Here is a 22,910-nt window from a genome sequence, read left to right on the forward strand (position 1 = left end):
TCTCTTTGGGCGCCTTCACCGGCTGCTGGCAAGGTGCCATAAGACGGTTGTCTTGAGGTGCGTCAAACCGGCGCATTGTAGCGCACAGATTTTTTTCCAGTCCAGTTAGGGGTCCCGTGACTTGACAGCGGGGAATGGCACGACAGAACAGCCCTGGCGGCACCGGGCAGCAAACACCCAAAGTCTCTTATACTGGCCGTTTCCGATTTCTTTTACCGCCCAGTAGGCTTGCACGATGAACACCACCACCTCGCCTGCCGCATCCAACCCGCGTGCGCGTTTTGAAGGCTCCGAACAGTACGTCGCCACCGACGACCTCAAGCTTGCCGTCAATGCATCCATGACGCTGCAGCGCCCGCTGCTGATCAAGGGCGAGCCGGGCACGGGCAAAACCATGCTGGCCGAGGAAGTGGCCGCCGCCCTGGGCATGCCGCTGCTGCAGTGGCACGTGAAGTCCACGACCAAGGCCCAGCAGGGCCTGTACGAATACGACGCCGTCTCGCGCCTGCGTGATTCGCAACTGGGCGACGACAAAGTCCACGACATCCGCAACTACATCGTCAAGGGCGTGCTGTGGCAGGCGTTCGAGGCTGATGAGCCCGTCGTGCTGCTGATCGACGAGATCGACAAGGCCGACATCGAATTCCCGAACGACCTGCTGCGCGAGCTGGACCGCATGGAGTTCTACGTGTACGAGACGCGCGAGACCATCCGCGCCAAGCACCGTCCGCTTGTCATCATCACGTCGAACAACGAGAAGGAGCTGCCCGACGCCTTCCTGCGCCGCTGCTTCTTCCACTACATCAAGTTTCCAGATGCGGAGACGATGCAGGCCATCGTCGACGTGCACTACCCCGGCATCAAGCCGGCGCTGGTCAAGGCCGCGCTGGATGCGTTCTACGAGATGCGCAACCTGCCAGGGCTGAAGAAGAAGCCCTCGACCTCCGAGTTGATCGACTGGCTCAAGCTGCTGCTGGCCGAAGACATTCCGCCGGAATCGCTGCGCAGCCAGGACAAGAACGCCGCGATTCCGCCGCTGCACGGCGCGCTGCTCAAGAACGAGCAGGACGTGCACCTGTTCGAGCGCCTGGTCTTCATGAACCGCGCCAACCGCTGACCGGGGCTGCACCATGCCGCGCCTGATCGAACCCGTCACGCTGTCCGGCCAGCACGCCTGGCTGGAACCGCTTGGCCCTGAGCACGCAGAGGAAGTCCGCGCCGCAGCCGCTGACGGTGAACTGTGGCGGCTCTGGTACACCTCCGTGCCCTCGCCTGACAACGTTGGCGACTGGCTGGCCATTGCGCTGGACATGCGCGAACGCCTGGGCGCCATGCCGTTCGTCGTGCGCGAAATGCGCGACGGGCAGCCAGGCAAGGTGGTTGGTGCCACGCGGCTCTTCAACGTGGACGAAGCCAACCGTCGGCTGGAAATCGGCCATACGTGGTACGCCAAGTCCGTCCAGCGCACCGCCATCAACACGGAATGCAAGCTGCTGTTGCTGACGCACGCGTTCGAAACGCTGCGCTGCATTGCGGTGGAGTTCCGCACGCACTGGATGAACCACCAGAGCCGCGCCGCCATCGCCCGCCTGGGAGCCAAGCAGGACGGCGTGCTGCGCAATCACCAGCGCATGCCGGACGGCAGCTTCCGCGATACGGTGGTGTTCTCGATCATCGAATCGGAATGGCTGACCGTGAAACGCCATCTGCAATACAAGCTGGAGCAGCCGCGATGAACCCGTGGCTGCTGCTGGCCGGCACCATCGTCTCCGAGGTGATCGGCACCTTGTGCCTGAAGCTGTCAGACGGGTTTTCCAAGCCGCTGTGGATCATCGGCACGGCCATCTGCTACGGCTTGGCCTTCTGGGGCCTGGCGATCGTCATGAAGCGCATCGACATGAGCATCACGTATGCGGTGTGGTCGGGCGTGGGCACGGTGCTGACGGCCGTCGTCGGCATCCTGCTGTTCAAGGAGGGGGTGTCGATGGCCAAGCTCTCGGGCATCGGCATGGTGGTGGGCGGCGTGGTTCTGCTGAACGTCAGCGGCGCGTCTCACTAACTGGCCCACTAAGCCACCGAGCAGGAGACTGACATGCTCATCGATTTCTTCTTCACCCTGCGGCACGCCAAGTTGCCGGTCTCGGTCAAGGAATACCTGACGCTGCTCGAGGGGCTCAAGCAGCAGGTCATTGCGCCCTCGCTCGACGAGTTCTACTTCCTGGCGCGCATGACGCTGGTAAAGGACGAGAAGCACTTCGACAAGTTTGACCAGGCCTTCGGCGCCTATTTCAAAGGCGTGGAAGGCGCGGTCGACTGGCGCGCGGACATCCCCCTCGACTGGCTCATCAAGAAGCTGGAGCGCGAGCTCTCGCCGGAAGAGAAAGCCAAGGTCGAAGCCATGGGCGGCCTCGACAAGCTCATGGAGCGCCTGAAGGAACTGCTGGGCGAACAGCACGAGCGCCACGAAGGCGGCAGCAAGTGGATCGGCACCGGTGGCACGTCGCCGTTCGGGCACGGCGGCTACAACCCGGAAGGCATCCGCATCGGCGGACCATCGAAGGGCAACCGCACGGCGGTCAAGGTGTGGGAAGCGCGTGCGTATAAGGATTACGACGACACCGTCGAACTCGGCACGCGCAACATCAAGGTGGCGCTGCGCCGCCTGCGCAAGTTCGCGCGGGACGGGGCTGACATCGAGCTGGACTTGGACGACACCATCCACTCGACCGCTGCCAACGCCGGCATGCTCGACATCAAGATGCGCCCCGAGCGGCACAACAACGTCAAGGTGCTGATGCTGATGGACGTGGGCGGCTCGATGGACGACCACATCAAGCGCGTGGAAGAACTCTTCTCCGCCGCCAAGACCGAGTTCAAGCACCTGGAGTACTACTACTTCCACAACTGCGTGTACGAGCATCTGTGGAAGAACAACCGGCGCCGCCATGCGGAGCGCTTCTCCACGTGGGACGTCATCCGCAAGTACCCGCCCGACTACAAGCTGATCTTCGTGGGCGACGCAACCATGAGCCCCTACGAGATCCTGCAAGCTGGCGGCTCGGTGGAATACAACAATGCCGAGGCTGGTGCAGTGTGGCTCAAGCGGTTGATTGAACAGTTCCCGAAGTTCGTCTGGCTCAACCCCGAGCCGGAGGGCCTGTGGGAGTACCGCCAGTCGATTTCGGTCATCAACCAGATCGTGAAGACGCGGATGTATCCCGTGACCATCGCCGGGCTGGAATCGGCGATGCGGTTGTTGTCCAAGTAACGCCCTCGCCTTTCTCCCTCTCGTTTCTCCGGGCGTGGATGTCGTGATTACCTGCCGCGTAATCGACACCATCCACGCCGGCGCCGAAGATGAGGCCATGCAGCACGGGAGACAAACCCCGCGCTGCCAAGCTCCTCAACCTCGTACGGAGAAACGCCATGACCGCCACGCAACTCGCCGCCAACGAAACCCTCGCCGACACGCTGGTCGACCGCTACATCGCCGCCTGGAACGCAACCGACGCCGCGCAACGCCGCACCCTCGTCGCCCAGACCTGGACCGAAGGCGCCACCTACGTTGATCCGCTGATGCAGGGCGCGGGCCACGACGGCATCGACGCGCTCATCGCCGGTGTGCAGGCCAAGTTTCCGGGTTTCCGCTTTGCGCGCGATGGCGGCGTGGACGTGGTGCAGGACACCATTCGTTTCCGCTGGACGCTCGGGCCGGACGGTCAGGCGCTGGTCAAGGGCACGGACTTCGTGCGGATCGTTGGCGACCGCATGCACGTGGTGACCGGCTTCATCGACCAGATGCCCGGCATGGGCGAGGCAGCCTGAGCACCCACCGCGCAAAAGCAAACGCCCCGGAAGTCCGGGGCGTTTTGCATTGGCGTATCGCTACGTCGCTCAGATCGTCAGCATGTCTTCCTGACCCGCATTGGCATTGCGCAGCCCCTCTGCCCAACCCTTGGTCGGCAGCTTGAGTGAGGCCTGCAATGCAGCGGCACGCTCTTGCACCGCCTCCCAGCTCACCTGCAGCGGCGGACCGTTGAAGGCCAACGCAATCACATTGCCGTCGTGCACTTCGGGGAAGACGAGTACGCGATTGTCAAACGCATCGCAGATGCGCTCGATGTTGCGCGGGAAGCTCGTGTGATCGCCAAACAGGTTGATGGTCATCACGCCGGGCGAGCGCAGCACCTGGCGGCAAGCCTTGTAGAACGCGGGCGTGTCGAGCACCGGGCCGCGTGCAGTGGCGTCGTACAGATCGACCTGCAACGCATCAACGGTGCTGTGGTGGCTGGCGTCCATCACCCAGTCGTAGGCGTCCTGCTCCAGCACGCTCAGGCGCGCGTCGTCGAACGGCATGCCGAACATGCTGCGCGCGGCGACGATGACCGACGGATTCAGTTCAACCGCCGTCACCTGCACGGGTGCGAGCTGGCGATGGCAGAACTTGGTCAGCGCCGCAGCGCCCAGGCCGAGTTGCACGACATGGAAATCCGGACGCGCGTTTGGATCGAGAAACAGCATCCACGCCATCATCTGCTGGGCGTATTCCAGTTCGATGGCATCGGGCTTTGACAGGCGCATGGCGCCCTGCACCCACTCGGTGCCGAAGTGCAGGTAGCGCACGCCAGCCAGTTCAGAGAACGTGACCGGCGCAAAACGCGGGGCCATGCGCTTCGGTTCATCGTCGTGGTCAACACGATCAAGGCGGTCTTCGCGCTTGGCGCGGGCCGGACGGCGTGAGGCCACGGCCTCGATGGATTTACGTTTCAACAGCGTCATAAAGCGGATCAACGGGAAGAAGACTGAGCGGCAGCAGCGCGCTGCAGCCATTCACGGTTGTGGTCTTTGGCGTAGCGCGTCCAGTGCTTGGCGTCGCGCAGGATGTCGTCAAACAACGTTTGGGCGCGTTGCTTGTCGGCATCGTTGTTCTGGGTGAGCAGCCATTCGCCGAACAGGCAGCGGGCGGCGGCATCGTTGGCGTAGGTCAGCGCTTGCTCGAATGCCTCGCGCGTGTTGGGTGCGCTGATGGCAGCCAGCGCGCGGGCGTAGAGCAGCGTCGGATCAGGCTGCTGGCGCGTCACGCGATGCGCCTCGAACAGCGTCTCCAGGGTGCTCTTGGCGAGCGCCGCATCGCCGGTGGCGAACTGTGCGCGGGCCAAGCCCAGCAGCACGGCCGAATCCCCCGCGAACGGGCCGGTGGCAGCCTGCTCGAAATGCTGGCGCGCTTCCTTCGCATCGCCCGCTTCCAGCAGTGCTTCGCCCAGGCGCAGGCGGTGCTGCACGGTCGGCGCACGATCGAAATCGTTGCGTGCCTCGCGCACAGCACGGTTCGGGTCAATCAGTTGGGTCACGGCGCGGCTCGCTACACGGGCACCGCGCGTGTGGCGCATCCCCGGCAGGTAGATGGCGAAGAAGTACACCACGCTGCCCAGCAGCGGAAACGCGAACAGGATGAACAGCCAGTACATGTTCTGGTTGCTGCGCACCACGTGCACGGCAAAGAACAGCGCGACGATGACGTGAAACCCGATTCCAAGAAACGGCATGTTGAGGCCCGGTAACAGAAATGTGCCGGCACCCCCGCGCCGGCCACGGGCGCGATTGTGACAGATGCGCGGGCACGCGGCCGTGACCTCTCCTTAGCCTTTGCGAGTCGAGTACGGGCAAAGCCCGATGTCACCGACCTTGACAATCATTTAACCAATTGGTTAAATGAAGACATGCCGACATCAGACGACATCCTCTCCACCGTGTTCGCCGCCCTGGCCGACCCAACGCGCCGCGCGATTCTTGCGCGCCTGGCGGAAGGTGAAGCCCCGGTGAGTGAGCTCGCCCGCCCGTTCGACATGTCCGCTCCGGCCATTTCCAAGCACCTGCGCGTGCTGGCCGAAGCCGGGCTGATCGAACGTGAAATCAACGCGCGCTGGCGCATCTGCCACCTGCGCCCCGACGCCCTGCGCGACGCGCACGGCTGGCTGGAGCGCTACCGCCTGCATTGGGAAGGCAACCTGGATCGCCTGGTCGCGTTTGTCGAGCAAACCCACGCCGCGTCTGCGCCGCAAGACCAAGACGCGGACACCCCATCCACCAAGGACTGACAACAGACACCCGGAGACCACCATGGACCGCGCCGCCACATTCGAACTGGAGATGACCCGCCATATCCGCGCACCGCGCGAGCGGGTGTTCGATGCCTTTACCGATCAGGCTGCGCTGGCGGTCTGGCACTGCCCGCGGGGCATGGGCGTGGTCGAAGCCAGCGCCGATGCACGCGTCGGCGGCCAATACCGCATCGTCATGGGCGCCCGCGATGGCGAGCAGCACGTGGCACATGGCGAATACCAGTTGCTCGACCGCGCCAACTTTCTCGCCTACACCTGGGGCTGGGAATCCGGCGAATTGCCGGCCAGCGCCCGCACGCTCATTGAAGTCACCCTCACCGACCAGGACGGCGGTACGCGTCTGCACATGCGTCATAGCGGCTTCCCCGACGAGCCCACGCGCGATTCGCACAATGGCGGCTGGCAATCCGTCTTCAACCGATTGAGCGACTACCTGGACCCCGAAGGCAGCGCCGGCACGCTCACCGTCTACGGCAATCCACGCAGCACCTACTGCCGCACGGTGCGCATGGCGCTTGAGGAAAAAGGCCTGCGCTACAAGCTCGACCCACTCACCCCGCATACGCCCGAGCTGCTTGAGCACAATCCCTTCGGCCGCGTACCGGCATTCAGCGACGGGCCGATCGAGTTCTACGAAACGCGGGCCATTCTCAGCTATATCAATGAAGCCTTCGACGGCCCGAGCTTGATACCGCAGACCGGCCCCACCGCCCGCGCCCGCAACGAGCAGTGGATCAGCCTGATCAACTGCCATGCGTATGACGCGATGGTGCGCCGTTACGTGCTGCAGTACGTCTTCCCCAAAGGCGCTGACGGCCAGCCGGATCGCAAGGTGATCGACGCCGCCGTGCCTGAAATCGTCGCGCAGCTCGACGCGCTGGAACAGGCCTATGGCGAGCGCGACTACCTCGTCGGCAACACAGTATCGATGGCCGACCTGTTCTTCGCGCCGATCGCGATGTACCTGGAGATGTTTCCCGAAACCAAGGCGCTGCTGGATGCGCGCCCCAACATCCAGCGTGGGCAGGCCGCCATGCGTGCACGGCCCAGTTACGCCGCCACGATGCCGGAACTGGGGTGAGCTCCTGATACGCACCGGCACCGACGTCCGCCTGTGACACCGGTGCCGACATGGCTTCGGCAATGCACTCGGCCGTTGCCAAGCTTGCCTACGCAGGTTTCGCAGCCTTGGGGGCTTCCCGCTGCGTGCCCTAATATCAAGCGAACCGGTCATCTCAAAAAGATCACGGCTCGCCCCATGCCACGACCAGACCTCGCCCATCAGCACACGAGCGCGGTTCCCGAGCCGGACCGGTCTGGCGAGTCGACCTCCTCTGCCACCGGACATGGCGCACACTCCCTGCGACGCACCGCAGGCGCCTGGGAACGCATGGCGATGCTGCTGCTCGCGCTATGGGCATCGGCGCAGATCATCCCCGATGCGCTCCGTCTCGTAGACAGTTTCCAGTACGGAACGCCCGGCTTTTACGCCAACAACGATGGAAAGATCTACTGGGTCAACCCAGAGGTAGCCGATCTGCCGGTGCATAGAAATGACTGCATTGACCTGCAGCGCACCCCACTGCCCGAGCGGCTGGCCGTGTTCGCCGGCATGGGCGGTATGCAGTACCTGCGGCATGACCAGATCCTGAACCTCAGCATCATTCCCGCGGAAAGCTGCGCTCGCGCGGAAGACACGCCTTCGATACCGACCCTGATCCGTTCTCGCCCCGCCACGACCTCAATCGAAGCGAAATTGATGCTGACGCTGCAGGAGTTGCTCGGCCTCGGTTTCATTGCCGTGGGGCTTATCCTGACCTGGCAACGCCCCACGTTGATGACGTGGGGGTTCTTTTTCTATAGCGCGTGGTTCAACCCCGGCCCCAACTTCATTGCCACTGCATATCTGCAGAGCTTTCCGGCAATCCTGGTGCTGCAGGAAATCGTTCAGTCGATCATCGCCGCGCTTGGCATTGTCGGGCTCATCCTGTTTTCGCTGCGCTTTCCACATGACACGGCAGAAGGCCCTTGGCAAAAGTACGAGCGCGCTCTGCCCGTCGTCTGCGTGCTGCTCACGATCGTGCATCTGTGGGGGCTGGGCGCGAGCTTCGGTTTTCCCGTGGAGCGCGCAGCACGGCTCTCGTACCTGGCCGATGCGTTGCTCGCATGTTCAATCCTGATGATCTTCTCGTTGCGCATGCGAGCCCAATCGCCGGAAGACCGTCAACGTACGCGCTGGGTGTTCTGGTTGGGCGGCCCGGGGCTGATTACCTTCCTGCTGGCCGACATGATCGAGGCAACCACCATCCTGGGGGAAGATTTTCATCCGCCCGAATGGGTGTTGGCGATCCTGTACGTACTGAGCGCCAGCCTGGCAATTGCCGTCTGGCACGCCGTGCGCCGGCATCGGGTGATCGACGTGAAGTTTGCATTGAGCCGTGGCGCAACACTTGTATTGACATGGCTCCTGCTCGGAGCAGCCCTCGGCGCGTGTGGACTTTTGCTCGAGGACGAATTAAAAGCACTCCTGATTGGCGCCGACTGGCTTGCCGAGGATGATCTCAAGGCCATCTTCTCCGTGCGAGCGCTCTCGTTCTCGCTGCCGATGATCTTCTTCCAGCTTGGCTTTGAGTTTCTGCACGAACAGTTGAACCACGGGTGCGACCTGCTGTTCTTCCGCCGCTTGCATCACGCAGAAAAAAAGGTGCATGCGCTCGTTGGTCAGATCAAGGCAACCACAGTCGCGGCAACGATCGACCATTTCCTGACACACGACATGGCCGGCAGCCTGAGCCTTGTATCTGCGCAGGTCCTGCACCGCCAAGACGACCGACGCTTTCGTAGTGCCCCGATCTTCGGCGGCACCGCCAACGCAACCGTACCTGCACTGGCCACCAACGGGCCGCTGGCCATCGAGCTTGAACGCACACGGGCCGCGCTGCGCATTGAAGACCGCGCCACGTTCGAGAGCGACCTTGCTTCGGCTGCGCAAACGCCAGCACTGGCTGTACCCATTTTCGTCAGTGGCCATCTTTCCGCAGTCGCGCTCTACGGACCACATCGGGCAGGCGATGATCTGAAAGATGAGGAAGTCGACCTGCTATGCACACTGGCCGACGCCGCCAGCGAAAGCTATGCGCAGATCGAGGCAGCCTCGCTGCGCGCGCAAATGCTGGCCGCCAGGAAACGTCCACCGCGAAGCACACACCACCCCGCGCCGAACGACCGAGATTGGCGTCGACTGGTCACCGGCGGCATCAAGCACCACAGGTCGAACGACCCCGCGCGAACGCATTGGCTGCTGGCGCAGCGGCGCGCCCGAAAGCGCAGGGCCGGTCGAGACACGGCATCAAGATCCCGACCCTGAAAAGCAAAACGCCGGCGCCTGTGATCAGACGGCCGGCGTTGTCTTTGCAGAGAAGCCTATCGCTCAAGGGCGCCCAATGTAGTCGAACTTGCCGATCTCCACGCCGTTATGGCGCAGCAACGCATACGCCATGGTGATGTGGAAATAGAAATTCGGCAGCATGAAGCCGCGCAGGTAGTCGATACCGCTGAACTGCAGCTCGCCCCTCGGGGACTTGAGCGTGACCGTACGGTCTTCGCTGCCGGCAAACGCCGCCGGGTCGACACTGTTGACGTACTCCAGCGTCTTGGCGATGCGCGCCTTCAGTTCCGGAATGGTGGCCTCGACATCCGGATATGACGGCGGCTCGGCGCCCGACAAACGCGCCGCCGCGCCCTTGGCCTGATCGCAGGCGATCTGCACCTGACGCGTGAACGGATGCATGTCGGGCGCCAGGCGCGCCGTCATGAGATTGGCAGGGTCGAACTTCTTCGCTTCTGCATGGGCAGCCGCCTTGTCGAGCAACGCCGAGAGATTGCCCAGCATGCGGTTGGCCGTCGGCACCAGAAATTCGTACATGGAAGGAGTTGTCATCTGGAAGTGCTCCGTAAGTTCAGGAAGCGTTGCGGCAACGCCAGCCACAACAACTGTGGCGCGATTCTACCGCTGCACGCAATGGCTCACCCGAGCCCATCCAACCAAAAACCCAGGTGCAAACAGGCCCAGCTTGCCCCCAATTTTGGGGATGCGTGCTGCAACGCTCGCCAGTACATTGGGAGCACACGAGACCCAGTCTTCGGAAAGCTGCCATGCCAAACACATCGACTCTGCGCACACTCCTGCTCGCACTTCTGCTGGTGTTGATGTCCAGCATGGCAAACGCGGCACCACCGAAGGAATGGGGGTTTTTGCCCTTGGGAGAGGCAATCAAAATTGCCAAACGAGACAACAAGCCGATCTTTGTGTTGTTCGGCTTTGAGGACTGTCCATGGTGCAGTCGGCTGTACGCAGGCGCAATGAGCGACAACGACTTGCGCGCGCAATATCAGTCATCGGTCGTGCTCGCCTATTTCGACACCAAGGGCGGTCCAAAGAGTGAGGTGTTTGATCTGCCGAATGGTGTGCAGCAAACCCGAGCGGGCATCATCCAGATTTTTGCAGCGTACCCCACGCCCTCGTGGGTGTTCCTGTCACCCGACGGCACAACGCTGGGCGCCGGCCGCAACGGAAAAACAACCGCCCGCGAAATGCGCAGAGATCTGGAAACGGCGCTGGCGAAAAAATCCGGCAGCTAGTCGCCTTGTCCGGCCCGCTCGGGAACCTTACTCCACCCAATTCACTTTCGGGAACCGACCTGCAAACCCCTCCGGCATCGCCACCACCTTCTTGTCCACGTAGTCGAAGAACACGAAGCCCGACTTGGCCATGGCGATCAGCGTATCGTCGGCCGGGCGCGTGATGCGGAAGATGATGTCGCCACCGTACTTGTTGAAGTCCATCACCCCCACCTCAAACAGCAGTTGATCGCGCGCATGCGCCTCGTTGCGGTACATGGTGGCGAGGTCGGTCACGATAATGCCGCTTCCTTTCTGCTCCACGTCCTCACTGGCGAACTCATAAAGAAAGCGCGCCCGCGCCTCAGAGATCATTGAGATCATCGAGTCATTGGCAAGATGGTTGGCCGAGTTGATATCGGTGACGCGCACAGTCAGGTGCGTTGCATAGCAGAACTGTTCGACAGGCAGGTCGAGTTTGAGACGGGCCATGATGGGAGTCACAGAAATGGTTTGGGCGCCGCACCGGCCTGGCGGGCAAGACGCCCATCATACGGAAGGCACCGGATCGGATTACGGCATTGCGGCGTTGCGGCGTTGATGACCGCACCACCTTATCCACCATCGCGAACGGGTAACGCGGTCGAATACTTGATCTGCTCCATCGCAAACGATGAACTCACATCGGACAGCGGCACCGCCTTGATGAGCTGCTTGTAGACGCGATCGTAATCCTCGATGCCCGTCACCGCGACGCGCAACAGATAGTCGACTTCGCCGCTCATCCGGTAGACCTCGACCACTTCCGGCATCGCACTCACCACCTGCGTGAAACGCTGCGCCCACTTCTCCGTATGTTGATCGGTTCGCACCGCAACGAACACCGTGGTACCGACACCCAGCTTGCGCGCGTCGCACAGCGCCACCTGCGCCCGGATGACGCCTGTCTCCTTGAGACGTTGCACCCGCTTCCAGCACGGCGTCTGCGAGAGATTCACGCGTTGCGCGAGCTCCGCTATGGGCAGGGTCACATCGGTCTGCAACAACCTCAGCAACTCGCGGTCAATGGCATCCATTTTTTTGTAGAGAAAATACTTTTACATAGCCGCAATTTTAGGAAATATTTTCCCCCATCGATAGGCATCCAGCAGGAATTTTGAATTATTTTTCCGGGTCGTTCGCCGTATCATTTCCTCGCCACTACCGCAGCAAGAGAACGACATGAGCAACAGCAACACGATGCATTACCTCGACTACGCCGCCACCACGCCGGCCGACCCCCGCGTGATCGCCGCGATGACTGCCTGCCTTGGCATCGAGGGTGCATTTGGCAATCCCGCATCGAGCTCACACGCGACCGGGCGACGCGCGAAGAACCAGGTCGAGCACGCACGCGAACAGGTCGCCGCACTCATTAACGCAGATGCCGATGAAATCATCTGGACATCCGGCGCCACCGAATCCAACAACCTCGCCCTGAAGGGCTACGCGGATACCGCCACCGACAAGCGCCACCTGATCACCAGCCGCATCGAGCACAAGGCCATTCTGGACACGATGGCGCACCTGTCGACACGCGGCCCATCGGCAGTCTCGGTGACGTACCTCTCGCCAACTGCGCAGGGCGAGATGACCGCTGACGCCGTAGCCGCCGCGATGACGCCGGAAACGGGGCTCGTCTCGCTCATGCTGGTGAACAACGAGCTTGGCACGCTGACCGACATCCGTGCGATCGCGCAGATCGTGCACGCTGCGGGCGCGCTGTTCCATGTCGATGCAGCACAGGCGCTGGGCAAGACGCCGATTGACGTGCGCGCGCTCGGGATCGACATGCTGTCGATGTCCGCACACAAGTTCTATGGCCCAAAGGGCATCGGCGCGCTGTATGTCCGCCGCGATATTGCAGACCGCATTGCGCCGCAGATGCATGGCGGTGGGCATGAGCGCGGCCTGCGCTCGGGCACGCTGGCGACACATCAGATCGTCGGCATGGGGGTTGCATGCGCACTGGCGGCCGAAGAGATCGAGAGCGAAACCGCCCGAATCTCGGCGCTCAGCCAGCGACTGAAGACGTCAGTGCTCGCCCTTGGCGATGTGGTCCACAACGGTGACGTAGCACGACGCATCCCGCACACCCTGAGCTTGACGGTCAATGCGCCCGGCTTCTTCCCGTTCATGCTGGGTGATGACCTCGCAGTGTCTTCGACCTCTGCGTGCAATTCCGCTGCCGGCACACCGTCCCACGTGCTCACGGCAATCGGTCTGGATGCCGACGCGGCGGGCCGCACCGTGCGCATCAGCCTCGGTCGTTTCACGACGGAGGAAGACATCGACTTTGCAATTGCCTGTTTTCAACGGGCCGTCGAGCAATGCCGGGCCACGGCGTCGAATGGATTGGCCGCTTCGCGCCAGATCATGCCGACGGATCTGAAAGCGATTCGCGATGCGGGGTTCCGCTCCGTGATCTGCAACCGCCCCGATGGGGAAGACATCGACCAGCCCGACTTTGAAGAGATCGCCGCAGCCGCGCGCGAACTGGGTCTGGAAACACGTTACCTGCCTGTCGAGCCGAATCACATCGGTGATGCGGAAGTCAACGCGTTTGGCGCGTTGGTTGATGCACTGCCCAAGCCGATTCTCGCGTACTGCAGGAGCGGAAACCGCGCTGGCATGCTCTCGAATCGCCTGGTGGAACAGCGCAAGGCAACTGCTTGAAGGAAGACGCGGCTTAACCCAACCAGGGCCGCAGTGCCTGCCACGCACGCAGCTTTTCCGCGTAGGACAAGGTATGCGCTGGGCTGCTGGAGGGGAGCGTAAGGATGTGGTGGCTGCCGCCGTACGCACCGAGCGCTTTCTGGCCGATGCGCGCGGCGGTGCCGCCGTTGAAGGCAATCACCGCCAGTTCCGGCAATGATGCGATGAGGCCGACGAGGTCGTTGCCGGCGTGGTCGCGGATGTTGCTATCGAGGCTGCCTTCTCGCTTGGCCTCGGCCACGACATCCCACAAACCAAGGCGATGCGCGCGCAGCGCTTGCAGGCGCGCGTCGTAGTCCATGCCCGGCAAATCTTGGCCGATCACCTCACCGGCCAGACGCCAGAACTGGTTGTGCTTGTAGGCGTAGTACTGCGCTTGCGCAAGCGATGCCTCGCCGGGGAGGCTGCCCAGGATCAACACGCGGGTATGCGCGTCGACCACGGGCGGAAAGCATCGCTTGAGCGTCACTGCAGTGGACGGATCGCCGATCAGGCCAGCAGACGGTTCACGCGTTGCACGTAAGCCGCCGGGTCGGTCAACGAACCGCCTTCAGCCAGCAGTGCCTGATCAAACAGCACGTGCAGGCGATCTTCAAACGCGGCGCGATCGGCGTCGTTGCCGGTGATGGTTTCCAGCAGCGCCAGCTTGCGCACCAGCGGATGCGTCGGGTTCAGTTCCAGCACCGGCTTGCTTTCCGGAGCCTGCTGCCCAGCCTGCTTGAGCAGACGCGCCAGCGTGCCGCTGATATCGCCATCGTCTGCGACCAGGCACGACGGCGAATCGGTCAGGCGATGCGTGATGCGCACGTCCTTGGCCTTGTCGCCCAGCACGGCCTTGGCGCGTTCGACCAGTGCCTTGAACTCGCCTTCCACCTTGGCGTGCTCGGCCTTCTCGGCCTCGTCTTCCATGGCGCCTAGGTCGAGATCGCCGCGCGCCACCGACACCAGTTCCTTCTCTTCGAAGTCGTGCAGGAACGAGAGCATCCACTCGTCGACGCGGTCGGTCAGCAGCAGCACTTCCACGCCCTTCTTGCGGAAGATTTCCAGGTGCGGGCTCGACTTGGCGGCCGTCCAGTTCTCGGCGGTCACGTAGTAGATCTTGTCCTGGCCTTCCTTCATGCGGCCGATGTAGTCGGCCAGCGAGACGGTCTGCGCACTGTCTTCGTTGTGCGTGGAAGCGAAGCGCAGCAGCTTGGCGATGCGGTCCTTGTTGGCGTGGTCTTCGCCGATGCCTTCCTTGAGCACCTGGCCGAAGTGCTGCCAGAAGGTGGCGTACTTCTCCTTCTCGGCGGCGTCATCCGACTCGGCCATCGATTCGAGCATGCCCAGCACGCGCTTGGTCGAGCCCTCGCGGATGGCCTTCACATCGCGGCTTTCCTGCAGGATTTCACGCGACACGTTCAGTGGCAGATCGGCCGAATCGATCACGCCCTTCACGAAGCGCAGGTAGCCCGGCAGCAGTTGCTCGGCGTCGTCCATGATGAAGACGCGCTTGACGTACAGCTTCAGGCCGCTGCGGCGCTCGCGATCCCACAGGTCGAACGGGGCGTTGGTCGGGAGGTACAGCAACTGCGTGTATTCGCTGCGGCCTTCCACGCGGTTGTGCGTCCAGGCGAGCGGCTTGCCGTTTTCGTGCGCGATGTGCTGGTAGAACGCGATGTACTGCTCGTCCGTCACGTCGGCGCGCGGGCGGGCCCACAGGGCGCTGCCCTGGTTGATGGTTTCCCATTCGTCCTGGGCAACCATCTCCTTCTTCTCTTCGTCCCACGCTTCCTTGCGCATCTGGATCGGCAGGGAGATGTGGTCCGAATACTTCTGCACGACCGACTTGATGCGCCAGGCGGAAAGGAAATCGTCCTCGCCCTCGCGCAGGTGCAGCGTGATGGTGGTGCCGCGCTCGGCACGCTCGATGGTGTCGACGGTGAATTCGCCATCGCCGGTGCTTTCCCAGCGCACGCCTTCATTGGCGGCCACGCCGGCGCGGCGCGATTCCACCGTCACGCGGTCGGCCACAATGAAAGCGGAGTAGAAACCCACGCCAAACTGGCCGATCAGCGCAGCATCTTTTTGCTGATCGCCAGAGAGCTGGCTGAAGAACTCGCGCGTGCCCGAGCGGGCGATGGTGCCGAGGTTGTGGATGGCCTCGTCGCGGCTCATGCCGATGCCGTTGTCGGCAATGGTGATGGTGCGTGCGGCGGCATCGAAACCGATGCGGATACCCAGCTCGCCACCGCCTTCGAGCAGCGACGGATCGGCGATGCCTTCAAAGCGCAGCTTGTCCACCGCATCCGACGCATTGGAAACCAACTCCCGCAGGAAGATTTCCTTGTTGCTGTACAGCGAGTGGATCATCAAGTGCAGAAGCTGTTTCACTTCTGCCTGGAAAGCCATCTTCTCGTGCGGTGCGCTCATGGTGTGCATCAAAAGTCTGGAAAGTGGAAAGAGAAGCGGGCTACACCTTGCGCGTGCGCCCGCATGAATTTGTGAGGCTAGATAAGGCGGATGGCCCGGTTTTCAAGCCCCGCGATCGAGCTGTTCGGCCAGGAAGCGGAGCATGTCGGGGTCACCGCTGGTGGCAATGTTGAAGCGCATCCACGTAGACGGCATCTGCGACGGCGAAAACAGGCTCCCCGGCGCAAACACGTAGCCCTGCTCGTGGCCGGCACGGGCGATGGCGTTGGTGTCCTGCCCGGTATCGGCCCAGAGGAACATGCCCGCGCCCTGCTGGGCAAACAGCTTCAGGCCCATGCGTTCGAGGTTGCGCTGAACGCCATCCCGGGCACGGTCCAGGCGGCCTCGCACCCGGTCGACATGCTTGCGGTACTGGCCTTCGGTGAGGATCCTGTACAGCACCCGCTCGTTGATCTCGGGCGTGGTCAGACCCGCCAGCAGCTTGCTATCGGTCAGGTTCTTGGCCAACTCCGGATGGCACGCAATAAAGCCCACGCGCAGGTTGATCGCCAGCGTCTTGGAAAAACTGCTCAGGTAGATCACGCGGCGCAACTGGTCGAGGCTTGCCAGGCGCGTGCCTTGGTGTCCAGGCGGCGCGAGGTCCCCATAGATATCGTCTTCGACGATCAGGAAGCCGTACTGCTCGGCCAACCGCAACAACTGGAACGCCTTGGCCGCCGAGAGCGACGTGCCCGTCGGGTTGTGCAGGATCGAGTTGATGATCAGCAGCTTGGGCCGGCGCACCTGCACCAGCCCTTCCAGGGCCACCAGGTCCGGCCCCTCGGTGGTGTACGGCACACCGATCACCTGGGCACCCTGCGCGGCAAAGCGGCCGAACATCAGGAACCACGCCGGATCGGCCACCAGCACCGTATCACCGGGCTGCACGTACTGGCGCGCGATCAGGTCGAGCGATGAGGTGATGCCTGAGGTCATGACAATCTGGTCGGGCCGTGCGCCGATCTCAAGCTCCGCCAGGCGCGTCTGCAACTGCTGGCGCAGCGGCAAGAAGCCCTGCGGCAAACCCGGCGCCAGAAACTGGCTGCCGTTCTGGCGGCCCAGTGTGCGCAATGCGTTGGCGATCAACTCGCCATCCAACCAGCCGTTGGGCAAGAAACCCGTCCCGGGCGACTTGCGCGGCTCGGCCGAAAGAAACATGTTGCGCAGCAGCCAGGCCACATCCACCTTGCGCCCAACCGCCAGCGGCGCGACCGGCTCTTCCGGCAGCGGCGTATGGCGCTCCTTCACATAGAAGCCCGAGCCGCGACGCGACTCCAGATACCCCTGCGCCACCAACCGCTCATACGCCTCCACCACGGTGAAGCGCGAAATGCTCTTCTCCTGCGCCAGTTGCCGGATCGACGGCATGCGCATGCCGGCCCGAAAGACGCGCTCGTCGATGCGCATGCGCGCCCATTCGGTCAGCTGATCCACCAGCGTCATCTGCGCCGATGGAATGGGGTCGGGCAGTTGCTCCGCAGCCGGCCTTGCGGTGGCGCGCCGGGCATCCAGACTGACGATTTGGGAGGAAGCGGTCATGACGGAGGTGGGCAAAAGAAGGGCCGAGAACTGTACAGAAAGCACCATGACAAAGTGTACAGGTACTGTACAGACACAGTTCGGTAGGATCAAGGTCAGAAATCCGCACCCAGCGAATCGGAGACCCCCGCCATGCCAACGCTCAAGCGCTTTGACGAAGACGCCTACCGCGTCACCTGCGACGCCACCGTCGTCGCCGTACATCCGGAAGGCATCGAGTTGGACCAGACCGTGTTCTACGCCCGCAGCGGCGGCCAGGCGGGTGACACCGGCGTGCTCACCCTCGGCGATGGGCAAACCATCGCCATTGCCGACACCGTCTACAGCCCGGATCGCCAGACGGTGCTGCACGTGCCGGCCGAGGGCGCAGATCTCACCCTGCTCGCTTCCGGCACGCCCGTCACCGCCGCCATCGACTGGGACCGTCGCCACCGGCTGATGCGCTTGCACACGTGCCTGCACCTGCTCGGCTCGCTAATCCCGGTGCCAGTCACAGGCTGCGGCATCTCGCCGGATTCCGGCCGCATCGATTTCGACCTGCCCGAATCGACGCTCGACCGCGACACGCTCACCACGCAACTGAACGAACTCATCGGCCGCAACACGCCCGTGCGCATCGACCTGATCACGCCGGAAGAACTGGCCGCGCAGCCCGAACTGGTGCGCACCATCGGCGCTGCGCCGCCCGTGGGCGCTGGAGCCATCCGCATCATCCATATCGACGGCATCGACCGCCAACCGTGCGGCGGCACCCACGTGCGCGCCACCGGCGAGATCGGCCGCGTGGTCGTCACCAAGATCGAAAAGAAGAGCCGCCAGAACCGCCGCGTGGCAGTGGCGTTTGCAGATTGAGCGGGCGCGCGCCATGAACAAGTCCGCCGCCCTGCCGATGCACCACACCGACCACGCTGAACGCCGCGGCATGCTGCTCGGCTTCATCGGCGTGGCCATCTTCAGCCAGACGCTGCCGTTCACCCGCATGGCCGTGGCCGAGCTGGATGCGACCTTCGTGGCACTCGTGCGCGCGGTGTTGGCCAGTGTGCTGGCGCTGGGCCTGCTGGCAGCCACCGGCGCGTTCGCGGCAGCCAAACGGCCGCATGGCAGCCAGTGGTGGCAACTCGCGGTCACGGCGATGGGCGTGGTGGTGGGTTTTCCGTTGTTCTCTTCGCTGGCAATGCGCGATGTACCGGCTGCCCATGGCGCCATCATCACCGGCCTGCTGCCGCTGGCGACTGCTGTGTTTGCCGCGTGGTTTGGGCGTGAACGGCCATCGACGGGGTTCTGGCTGTGTGCGGTGGTGGGCAGCGTGCTCGTCGTCTCATTTGCGCTGCTGCAAGGTGCCGGCGCCCTGCACCGCGCCGACTGGCTGCTGTTCGCCGCCATGGTGACTGGCGCCCTCGGCTATGCAACGGGCGGCAAGCTCTCGCGCGAGTTGGGCGGCACGCAGACAATTGCCTGGGCGCTGGTCATCTCGCTGCCCGTGCTGCTGCCGATGGTGGGTGCACTGGCGTGGCTGCCGTCCACGCATCAGGCCGAAGCGCTGACGCATGCGTCCGCCCGCGCTTGGGTGGGGCTGGCCTACGTGTCGGCCTTCTCCATGTTCATCGGCTTCCTGTTCTGGTATTCGGGCCTGGCTGCGGGCGGTGTTGCGCGGGTCGGCCAGATACAATTGCTGCAACCTTTCATGACGTTGATCGGCGGCTGGCTGCTGCTGGGCGAATCGCTGGATGCGCCCACTGTGCTGTTTGCGCTGGCAGTGATTGCCGTGGTCGGCATCGGCCGGCGGACGTCGGTGCGCCGATAGCGCGTCTGTCAGCGTTACCTCACCCGTATTTATTCACCCAACACCTCAAGGAGTCCTCATGTCCGCCACGCACGACGCCCAGGCCAAGCTCAAGCAACTCGGTATCGAACTGCCTGCCGCCGGCGCCCCCGCCGCCGCCTACGTCATGGCCGCGCAAACCGGCAACCAGGTCTTCCTGTCCGGCCACATCGCCAAGAAGGACGGCAAGCCGTGGGTTGGCAAGCTAGGTGCCAGCATGACCACCGAAGAAGGCAAGGCCGCCGCACGCGCCATCGCTATCGACCTGATCGCCACGCTGAATACGCACCTGGGCGGCGACCTGAGCCGCGTCAAGCGCATCGTCAAGGTCATGAGCTTGGTCAATTCCACGCAGGAGTTCACCGAGCAGCACCTGGTGACCAACGGCGCATCGGAGCTGTTTGCCGACGTGTTTGGCGATGCTGGCAAGCACGCGCGCAGCGCCTTCGGCGTCGCCCAGATTCCGTTCGGCGCGTGCGTCGAAATCGAGCTGATTGCTGAAGTCGCTTAAGCACCCCAATTGCGACGCTCCTGTCACCCAAGGCGGGGGCGTTGCCTGCTATCCTTTTCGCTTTGCCCACCCACGGCGCCCGCTCACGAGGTGGGCGTCGCAACACTAGGACCACACCATGGACCACACCGCCTGTACCTTCTCCAACCGTGCTCAGAAACTGACCAGCTCGGCGATCCGGGAAATCCTCAAGATCACTGAACGTCCTGAGGTCATTTCGTTTGCCGGCGGCCTGCCCGCCCCGGTCACTTTCCCGGTCGAAGCGATTCAGGCGGCGTGCGCCCGCATGTTTGCAGACAACCCGCAGGCCGCGTTGCAGTACGGCCCGACTGAAGGGTTGTCCGGACTGCGTGAATGGATTGCCCAGCGTCATGGCACCACCGCATCGCGCGTGCTCATCACGACGGGCTCGCAGCAGGGGCTGGACCTGCTGGGCAAGATCTTCATCGACCCGCAAAGCAAGGTGATGGTCGAAACGCCGAGCTACCTGGGCGCGTTGCAATCGTTCTCGCTGTTCGAGCCGGCCTATGCATCGGTGCCCAGCGACGACAAGGGCCTGCTGCCCGAAGCGCTCACGCCCGAGCTGACCGCTGGCGCGCGCTTCTTCTACACCATCCCGAACTTCCAGAACCCGACCGGCCGCCGTCTGCCGCTGGAGCGCCGCCAGGCCCTGGTGGCCCGCGCCAAGGAACTCGGCGTGCTGCTGGTGGAAGACGATCCGTACGGCGAGCTGAGCTACACCGGCGATCAACTGCCCTCGCTGCGCTCGCTCAACCCGGACGGCGTGATCTACATGGGCTCGTTCTCGAAGATCCTGGCGCCGGGCATGCGCCTGGGCTACATCATTGCGCCCGAGCATATCCACTTCAAACTCGTGCAGGCCAAGCAGGCATCGGACCTGCACACGCCCAGCTTCACGCAGCGCGTGGCCTACGAGGTGCTGAAGACTGGCCTGCTCGACACGCACATCCCGAGCATCCGTAACCTGTATGGCAAGCAGTGCGAGGCGATGCTCGATTCGCTCCAGCGCCACATGCCGCAAGGCGTGCACTGGAATCGCCCGGAAGGCGGCATGTTCATCTGGGTGGAAGTGCCGGAAGGCATCGATACGATGGCGCTGCTGGAAAAAGCCGTCGCGCGCAACGTGGCCTTCGTGCCGGGCGCACCGTTCTATGCCAACGCCCCGCGCCGCAATACCCTGCGCCTGGCGTTCGTGACGGTGGCGCCGGAACGCATTGAACAAGGCATTGCCGTGCTGGGTGAGTTGATGCGCGCAGAAATTGCGGCAATCACACCCAAGGCCGCCTAAATTACGTCACTGAACTCACGCATCTATTGAAAGGAAAGGAGCCGTCGTCGATGCTGCGGATCTGGGGAAGACTCTCTTCGGTCAACGTACAGAAAGTGGTCTGGTGCGCGCGCGAGCTATCGCTCGACCATGAGCGCATCGACGTCGGCGGTGCCTTCGGGGGCGTTGACACGCCGGCATTCAAGGCGATGAACCCGAACGGCATGATCCCCGTCATCGAAGACGGCCTGAACGATTCCAGCGACACGCGCTTCGTCCTGTGGGAGTCCAACGCCATCGTGCGTTATCTCTCCGCACGCTACGGCCCGGGCAACCTGTACCCGCTTGAACTGCACGAGCGCGCAGACGCCGATCGCTGGATGGATTGGCAGACCACCTCATTCAGCCCGTCGATGGTGGATGCGTTCCTGCAGCTCGTACGTACGCCGGAAGACCAGCGCGACGCCACCCGCATCGAGCGCTCGCGCCAGGCTGCCGAGCGCACCACCGCCATCCTCGACACCGTGCTGGCCAAACAGCCCTATGTGGCCGGCCAGCGCTTCACCATGGCGGACATCGTCTGCGGCTGCGCCGCTCACCGCTGGTTCGGGCTGCCGATCGAGCGCCCGGCGCGTCCCCACCTCGAGCGCTGGATGGCCGAGCTGCGCGATCGGCGCGCGGCGCAGGAAGTGTTGGCGTTGCCGGTGGTCTGAACAGACTCACACCGATGTCCGGCGATTTTCTGGCTGACGGCTACACCATCGTCCCAAACGTATTGGCAAATGCGGCCTGCGAACGTCTAGCCGACAAGCTGCAAACCAACGGCGCAGGCACGCGTGAACTGCTTTCGCAGCCTTGGTGCGCAGAGTTGGCGGTTACGCTGCACCAGCACCATGCCCTTGCACCGCTGATCCCTGCTTCGCATGTCGCCGTGCAATGCACTGGCTTCAATAAGTCCGCCGAGCAGAACTGGCTGGTAGCGATCCACCAGGACCTGAGCATTCCTGTGGCGGAATGCGTGAACGATCCATCGCTGACCGGTTGGTCTGAAAAGCATGGCCAACTGTACGTGCAGCCGCCACATGACGTGCTGGAAGACCTGATCGCCGTCCGATTACACCTGGACGACTGTGGCCAAGCTGAAGGTCCGTTGCGCGTCGTGCCGGGATCTCATCGGCAGGGCCGGGCGAGTCAGACCGAGATGCTGGGCACACGCGACCGACTTGGCGAGGTCACGTGCCTGGCAGATCGCGGTGGCGTGCTGCTGATGCGCCCACTTCTGCTGCATGCCTCCTCCAAGGTCACCAGCGGGCGACCGCGTCGCGTACTGCATTTCGTCTATGGACCGCGGACATTGCCATTCGGCCTGCGCTGGTCGTCCGATCGCCGCGATTAATAGGCTGTTACAAACCTCCAGTCATCCACACCCACCGGGCTCCCGTTCAAGAGCGGTAGGCGCAAGCGTCATTCCGTGTGACGCGCCTCATGTCCGGGCGCCCGCCCTGGAATGACTAGGAGATGTCTTGATGAAGCACGTTGGATTCCGCCTTTTGCTGCCCGCGTTGGCGCTCAGCAGTGCGCTGGCCGGTTGTGTGGTCGCACCAATCGAGCCGCCCACGGTGGCCCCGGCCGGTGTGGTGTATGTCGCACCAGTGGCTGTCGCCCCTGGACCGGGCTATACCTGGCGCTATCACGCGCACTACGGCTGGGGATGGTGGCACCCGCACCATGGCTGGCACGAGGGTTGGCGTTAAGCCAACACCGTAGCTGATTGCGGTAGCATCACCAACCGCGCACGGCCCT

25 protein-coding genes are annotated in these 22,910 nt (G+C 63.3%); 17 read left to right on the forward strand and 8 right to left on the reverse strand.

Features of this window, described 5'->3' with window-relative positions; genetic code table 11:
• Positions 1-235 precede the first annotated feature (235 nt).
• The 5 genes from F7R11_RS13270 to F7R11_RS13290 all read left to right on the forward strand — a co-directional run bounded on the left by F7R11_RS13270 (position 236) and on the right by F7R11_RS13290 (position 3,825).
• Positions 236-1,117 (forward strand): AAA family ATPase, encoded by an 882-nt coding sequence (locus F7R11_RS13270; protein ID WP_064804093.1) that lies wholly within the window; start codon positions 236-238, stop codon positions 1,115-1,117.
• A 13-nt stretch (positions 1,118-1,130) separates the two neighbouring features.
• The gene (locus F7R11_RS13275; RefSeq protein WP_064804095.1) at positions 1,131-1,736 is read left to right on the forward strand and encodes a GNAT family N-acetyltransferase; all 606 of its coding nucleotides are present in this window, start codon (positions 1,131-1,133) and stop codon (positions 1,734-1,736) included.
• Positions 1,733-2,059 carry a DMT family transporter gene (locus F7R11_RS13280; RefSeq protein ID WP_064804097.1) on the forward strand — a complete coding sequence of 109 codons (327 nt, stop codon included), beginning with the start codon at positions 1,733-1,735 and terminating at the stop codon, positions 2,057-2,059. Before F7R11_RS13275 ends, F7R11_RS13280 begins: the two co-directional genes overlap by 4 nt.
• A 33-nt stretch (positions 2,060-2,092) precedes the next feature.
• Complete coding sequence (locus tag F7R11_RS13285; RefSeq protein WP_048931741.1) at positions 2,093-3,268, forward strand: vWA domain-containing protein; 1,176 nt, start codon at positions 2,093-2,095, stop codon at positions 3,266-3,268.
• A 158-nt stretch (positions 3,269-3,426) separates the two neighbouring features.
• Positions 3,427-3,825, forward strand: coding sequence for a nuclear transport factor 2 family protein (locus F7R11_RS13290; protein WP_064804099.1), 399 nt, complete (start codon positions 3,427-3,429; stop codon positions 3,823-3,825).
• A gap of 69 nt (positions 3,826-3,894) precedes the next feature.
• On the opposite strand, the gene F7R11_RS13295 is transcribed toward F7R11_RS13290, so the two are convergent.
• Positions 3,895-4,779 (reverse strand): class I SAM-dependent methyltransferase, encoded by an 885-nt coding sequence (locus F7R11_RS13295; RefSeq protein WP_064804102.1) that lies wholly within the window; start codon positions 4,777-4,779, stop codon positions 3,895-3,897.
• Positions 4,780-4,787: 8 nt separating this feature from the next.
• Positions 4,788-5,546, reverse strand: a complete 759-nt coding sequence (locus F7R11_RS13300) for a tetratricopeptide repeat protein (RefSeq protein ID WP_064804104.1) — start codon at positions 5,544-5,546, stop codon at positions 4,788-4,790.
• A gap of 174 nt (positions 5,547-5,720) precedes the next feature.
• On the opposite strand from F7R11_RS13300, the gene F7R11_RS13305 reads away from it, so the two are divergent.
• The 3 genes from F7R11_RS13305 to F7R11_RS13315 all read left to right on the forward strand — a co-directional run bounded on the left by F7R11_RS13305 (position 5,721) and on the right by F7R11_RS13315 (position 9,489).
• Entirely contained in the window at positions 5,721-6,098 is a 378-nt protein-coding gene (locus F7R11_RS13305; RefSeq protein WP_064804106.1) for an ArsR/SmtB family transcription factor, read from the forward strand.
• A 22-nt stretch (positions 6,099-6,120) separates the two neighbouring features.
• A complete protein-coding gene (locus F7R11_RS13310) occupies positions 6,121-7,203 on the forward strand; it encodes an SRPBCC domain-containing protein (protein WP_064804108.1) in 1,083 nt (360 codons plus the stop codon).
• Positions 7,204-7,512: 309 nt separating this feature from the next.
• Positions 7,513-9,489 carry a hypothetical protein gene (locus F7R11_RS13315; RefSeq protein WP_064804110.1) on the forward strand — a complete coding sequence of 659 codons (1,977 nt, stop codon included), beginning with the start codon at positions 7,513-7,515 and terminating at the stop codon, positions 9,487-9,489.
• Positions 9,490-9,552: 63 nt separating this feature from the next.
• Here the strand turns inward: F7R11_RS13315 and F7R11_RS13320 are convergent, their stop codons facing one another.
• A complete protein-coding gene (locus tag F7R11_RS13320; RefSeq protein WP_064804113.1) occupies positions 9,553-10,062 on the reverse strand; it encodes a DUF1993 domain-containing protein in 510 nt (169 codons plus the stop codon).
• A 215-nt stretch (positions 10,063-10,277) separates the two neighbouring features.
• Here F7R11_RS13320 and F7R11_RS13325 point away from each other — a divergent pair, with 215 nt between their 5' ends.
• Positions 10,278-10,763 carry a thioredoxin fold domain-containing protein gene (locus F7R11_RS13325; protein ID WP_064804115.1) on the forward strand — a complete coding sequence of 162 codons (486 nt, stop codon included), beginning with the start codon at positions 10,278-10,280 and terminating at the stop codon, positions 10,761-10,763.
• A 27-nt stretch (positions 10,764-10,790) separates the two neighbouring features.
• Here the strand turns inward: F7R11_RS13325 and F7R11_RS13330 are convergent, their stop codons facing one another.
• Positions 10,791-11,234: a thioesterase family protein gene (locus F7R11_RS13330; protein ID WP_064804118.1), complete on the reverse strand. Its 444-nt coding sequence runs from the start codon at positions 11,232-11,234 to the stop codon at positions 10,791-10,793.
• Between the two features lie 122 nt (positions 11,235-11,356).
• Complete coding sequence (locus F7R11_RS13335) at positions 11,357-11,818, reverse strand: Lrp/AsnC family transcriptional regulator (RefSeq protein WP_064804120.1); 462 nt, start codon at positions 11,816-11,818, stop codon at positions 11,357-11,359.
• A gap of 145 nt (positions 11,819-11,963) precedes the next feature.
• Between F7R11_RS13335 and F7R11_RS13340 the strand changes: the two genes are divergently transcribed.
• Positions 11,964-13,457: an aminotransferase class V-fold PLP-dependent enzyme gene (locus tag F7R11_RS13340; protein ID WP_064804122.1), complete on the forward strand. Its 1,494-nt coding sequence runs from the start codon at positions 11,964-11,966 to the stop codon at positions 13,455-13,457.
• A gap of 13 nt (positions 13,458-13,470) precedes the next feature.
• Here F7R11_RS13340 and F7R11_RS13345 read toward each other — a convergent pair whose 3' ends face one another.
• The 3 genes from F7R11_RS13345 to F7R11_RS13355 all read right to left on the reverse strand — a co-directional run bounded on the left by F7R11_RS13345 (position 13,471) and on the right by F7R11_RS13355 (position 17,486).
• A complete protein-coding gene (locus tag F7R11_RS13345) occupies positions 13,471-13,965 on the reverse strand; it encodes a DNA-deoxyinosine glycosylase (RefSeq protein ID WP_031329525.1) in 495 nt (164 codons plus the stop codon).
• Between the two features lie 20 nt (positions 13,966-13,985).
• On the reverse strand, positions 13,986-15,908 hold the full coding sequence (gene htpG / locus F7R11_RS13350; RefSeq protein WP_064804124.1) for a molecular chaperone HtpG: 1,923 nt from the start codon (positions 15,906-15,908) through the stop codon (positions 13,986-13,988).
• 102 nt (positions 15,909-16,010) lie between these two features.
• Positions 16,011-17,486, reverse strand: coding sequence for an aminotransferase-like domain-containing protein (locus F7R11_RS13355; RefSeq protein WP_064804126.1), 1,476 nt, complete (start codon positions 17,484-17,486; stop codon positions 16,011-16,013).
• Between the two features lie 132 nt (positions 17,487-17,618).
• Here F7R11_RS13355 and F7R11_RS13360 point away from each other — a divergent pair, with 132 nt between their 5' ends.
• The 7 genes from F7R11_RS13360 to F7R11_RS13390 all read left to right on the forward strand — a co-directional run bounded on the left by F7R11_RS13360 (position 17,619) and on the right by F7R11_RS13390 (position 22,861).
• On the forward strand, positions 17,619-18,338 hold the full coding sequence (locus F7R11_RS13360) for an alanyl-tRNA editing protein (protein ID WP_064804129.1): 720 nt from the start codon (positions 17,619-17,621) through the stop codon (positions 18,336-18,338).
• Positions 18,339-18,351: 13 nt separating this feature from the next.
• The gene (locus tag F7R11_RS13365; RefSeq protein WP_064804131.1) at positions 18,352-19,290 is read left to right on the forward strand and encodes a DMT family transporter; all 939 of its coding nucleotides are present in this window, start codon (positions 18,352-18,354) and stop codon (positions 19,288-19,290) included.
• Positions 19,291-19,348: 58 nt separating this feature from the next.
• The gene (locus F7R11_RS13370) at positions 19,349-19,819 is read left to right on the forward strand and encodes a RidA family protein (RefSeq protein ID WP_064804133.1); all 471 of its coding nucleotides are present in this window, start codon (positions 19,349-19,351) and stop codon (positions 19,817-19,819) included.
• Between the two features lie 118 nt (positions 19,820-19,937).
• Positions 19,938-21,128: an aminotransferase-like domain-containing protein gene (locus F7R11_RS13375; protein WP_064804135.1), complete on the forward strand. Its 1,191-nt coding sequence runs from the start codon at positions 19,938-19,940 to the stop codon at positions 21,126-21,128.
• 50 nt (positions 21,129-21,178) lie between these two features.
• A complete protein-coding gene (locus F7R11_RS13380) occupies positions 21,179-21,820 on the forward strand; it encodes a glutathione S-transferase family protein (protein WP_064804137.1) in 642 nt (213 codons plus the stop codon).
• A gap of 14 nt (positions 21,821-21,834) precedes the next feature.
• A complete protein-coding gene (locus F7R11_RS13385; protein WP_064804139.1) occupies positions 21,835-22,503 on the forward strand; it encodes a phytanoyl-CoA dioxygenase family protein in 669 nt (222 codons plus the stop codon).
• A 130-nt stretch (positions 22,504-22,633) separates the two neighbouring features.
• Positions 22,634-22,861, forward strand: coding sequence for a hypothetical protein (locus tag F7R11_RS13390; RefSeq protein ID WP_064804141.1), 228 nt, complete (start codon positions 22,634-22,636; stop codon positions 22,859-22,861).
• Positions 22,862-22,910: the final 49 nt, after the last annotated feature.

The organism is Ralstonia insidiosa, assembly GCF_008801405.1.
In the GTDB taxonomy this organism is placed as follows: Bacteria; Pseudomonadota; Gammaproteobacteria; order Burkholderiales; family Burkholderiaceae; genus Ralstonia; species Ralstonia insidiosa.

Coding starts and splice junctions, on each gene's coding strand:
- F7R11_RS13270 (WP_064804093.1), top strand. CDS start 236: ATGAACACCACCACCTCGCCTGCCGCATCCAACCCGCGTGCGCGTTTT.
- F7R11_RS13275 (WP_064804095.1), top strand. CDS start 1,131: ATGCCGCGCCTGATCGAACCCGTCACGCTGTCCGGCCAGCACGCCTGG.
- F7R11_RS13280 (WP_064804097.1), top strand. CDS start 1,733: ATGAACCCGTGGCTGCTGCTGGCCGGCACCATCGTCTCCGAGGTGATC.
- F7R11_RS13285 (WP_048931741.1), top strand. CDS start 2,093: ATGCTCATCGATTTCTTCTTCACCCTGCGGCACGCCAAGTTGCCGGTC.
- F7R11_RS13290 (WP_064804099.1), top strand. CDS start 3,427: ATGACCGCCACGCAACTCGCCGCCAACGAAACCCTCGCCGACACGCTG.
- F7R11_RS13295 (WP_064804102.1), bottom strand. CDS start 4,779: ATGACGCTGTTGAAACGTAAATCCATCGAGGCCGTGGCCTCACGCCGT.
- F7R11_RS13300 (WP_064804104.1), bottom strand. CDS start 5,546: ATGCCGTTTCTTGGAATCGGGTTTCACGTCATCGTCGCGCTGTTCTTT.
- F7R11_RS13305 (WP_064804106.1), top strand. CDS start 5,721: ATGCCGACATCAGACGACATCCTCTCCACCGTGTTCGCCGCCCTGGCC.
- F7R11_RS13310 (WP_064804108.1), top strand. CDS start 6,121: ATGGACCGCGCCGCCACATTCGAACTGGAGATGACCCGCCATATCCGC.
- F7R11_RS13315 (WP_064804110.1), top strand. CDS start 7,513: ATGGCGATGCTGCTGCTCGCGCTATGGGCATCGGCGCAGATCATCCCC.
- F7R11_RS13320 (WP_064804113.1), bottom strand. CDS start 10,062: ATGACAACTCCTTCCATGTACGAATTTCTGGTGCCGACGGCCAACCGC.
- F7R11_RS13325 (WP_064804115.1), top strand. CDS start 10,278: ATGCCAAACACATCGACTCTGCGCACACTCCTGCTCGCACTTCTGCTG.
- F7R11_RS13330 (WP_064804118.1), bottom strand. CDS start 11,234: ATGGCCCGTCTCAAACTCGACCTGCCTGTCGAACAGTTCTGCTATGCA.
- F7R11_RS13335 (WP_064804120.1), bottom strand. CDS start 11,818: ATGGATGCCATTGACCGCGAGTTGCTGAGGTTGTTGCAGACCGATGTG.
- F7R11_RS13340 (WP_064804122.1), top strand. CDS start 11,964: ATGAGCAACAGCAACACGATGCATTACCTCGACTACGCCGCCACCACG.
- htpG (WP_064804124.1), bottom strand. CDS start 15,908: ATGAGCGCACCGCACGAGAAGATGGCTTTCCAGGCAGAAGTGAAACAG.
- F7R11_RS13355 (WP_064804126.1), bottom strand. CDS start 17,486: ATGACCGCTTCCTCCCAAATCGTCAGTCTGGATGCCCGGCGCGCCACC.
- F7R11_RS13360 (WP_064804129.1), top strand. CDS start 17,619: ATGCCAACGCTCAAGCGCTTTGACGAAGACGCCTACCGCGTCACCTGC.
- F7R11_RS13365 (WP_064804131.1), top strand. CDS start 18,352: ATGAACAAGTCCGCCGCCCTGCCGATGCACCACACCGACCACGCTGAA.
- F7R11_RS13370 (WP_064804133.1), top strand. CDS start 19,349: ATGTCCGCCACGCACGACGCCCAGGCCAAGCTCAAGCAACTCGGTATC.
- F7R11_RS13375 (WP_064804135.1), top strand. CDS start 19,938: ATGGACCACACCGCCTGTACCTTCTCCAACCGTGCTCAGAAACTGACC.
- F7R11_RS13380 (WP_064804137.1), top strand. CDS start 21,179: ATGCTGCGGATCTGGGGAAGACTCTCTTCGGTCAACGTACAGAAAGTG.
- F7R11_RS13385 (WP_064804139.1), top strand. CDS start 21,835: ATGTCCGGCGATTTTCTGGCTGACGGCTACACCATCGTCCCAAACGTA.
- F7R11_RS13390 (WP_064804141.1), top strand. CDS start 22,634: ATGAAGCACGTTGGATTCCGCCTTTTGCTGCCCGCGTTGGCGCTCAGC.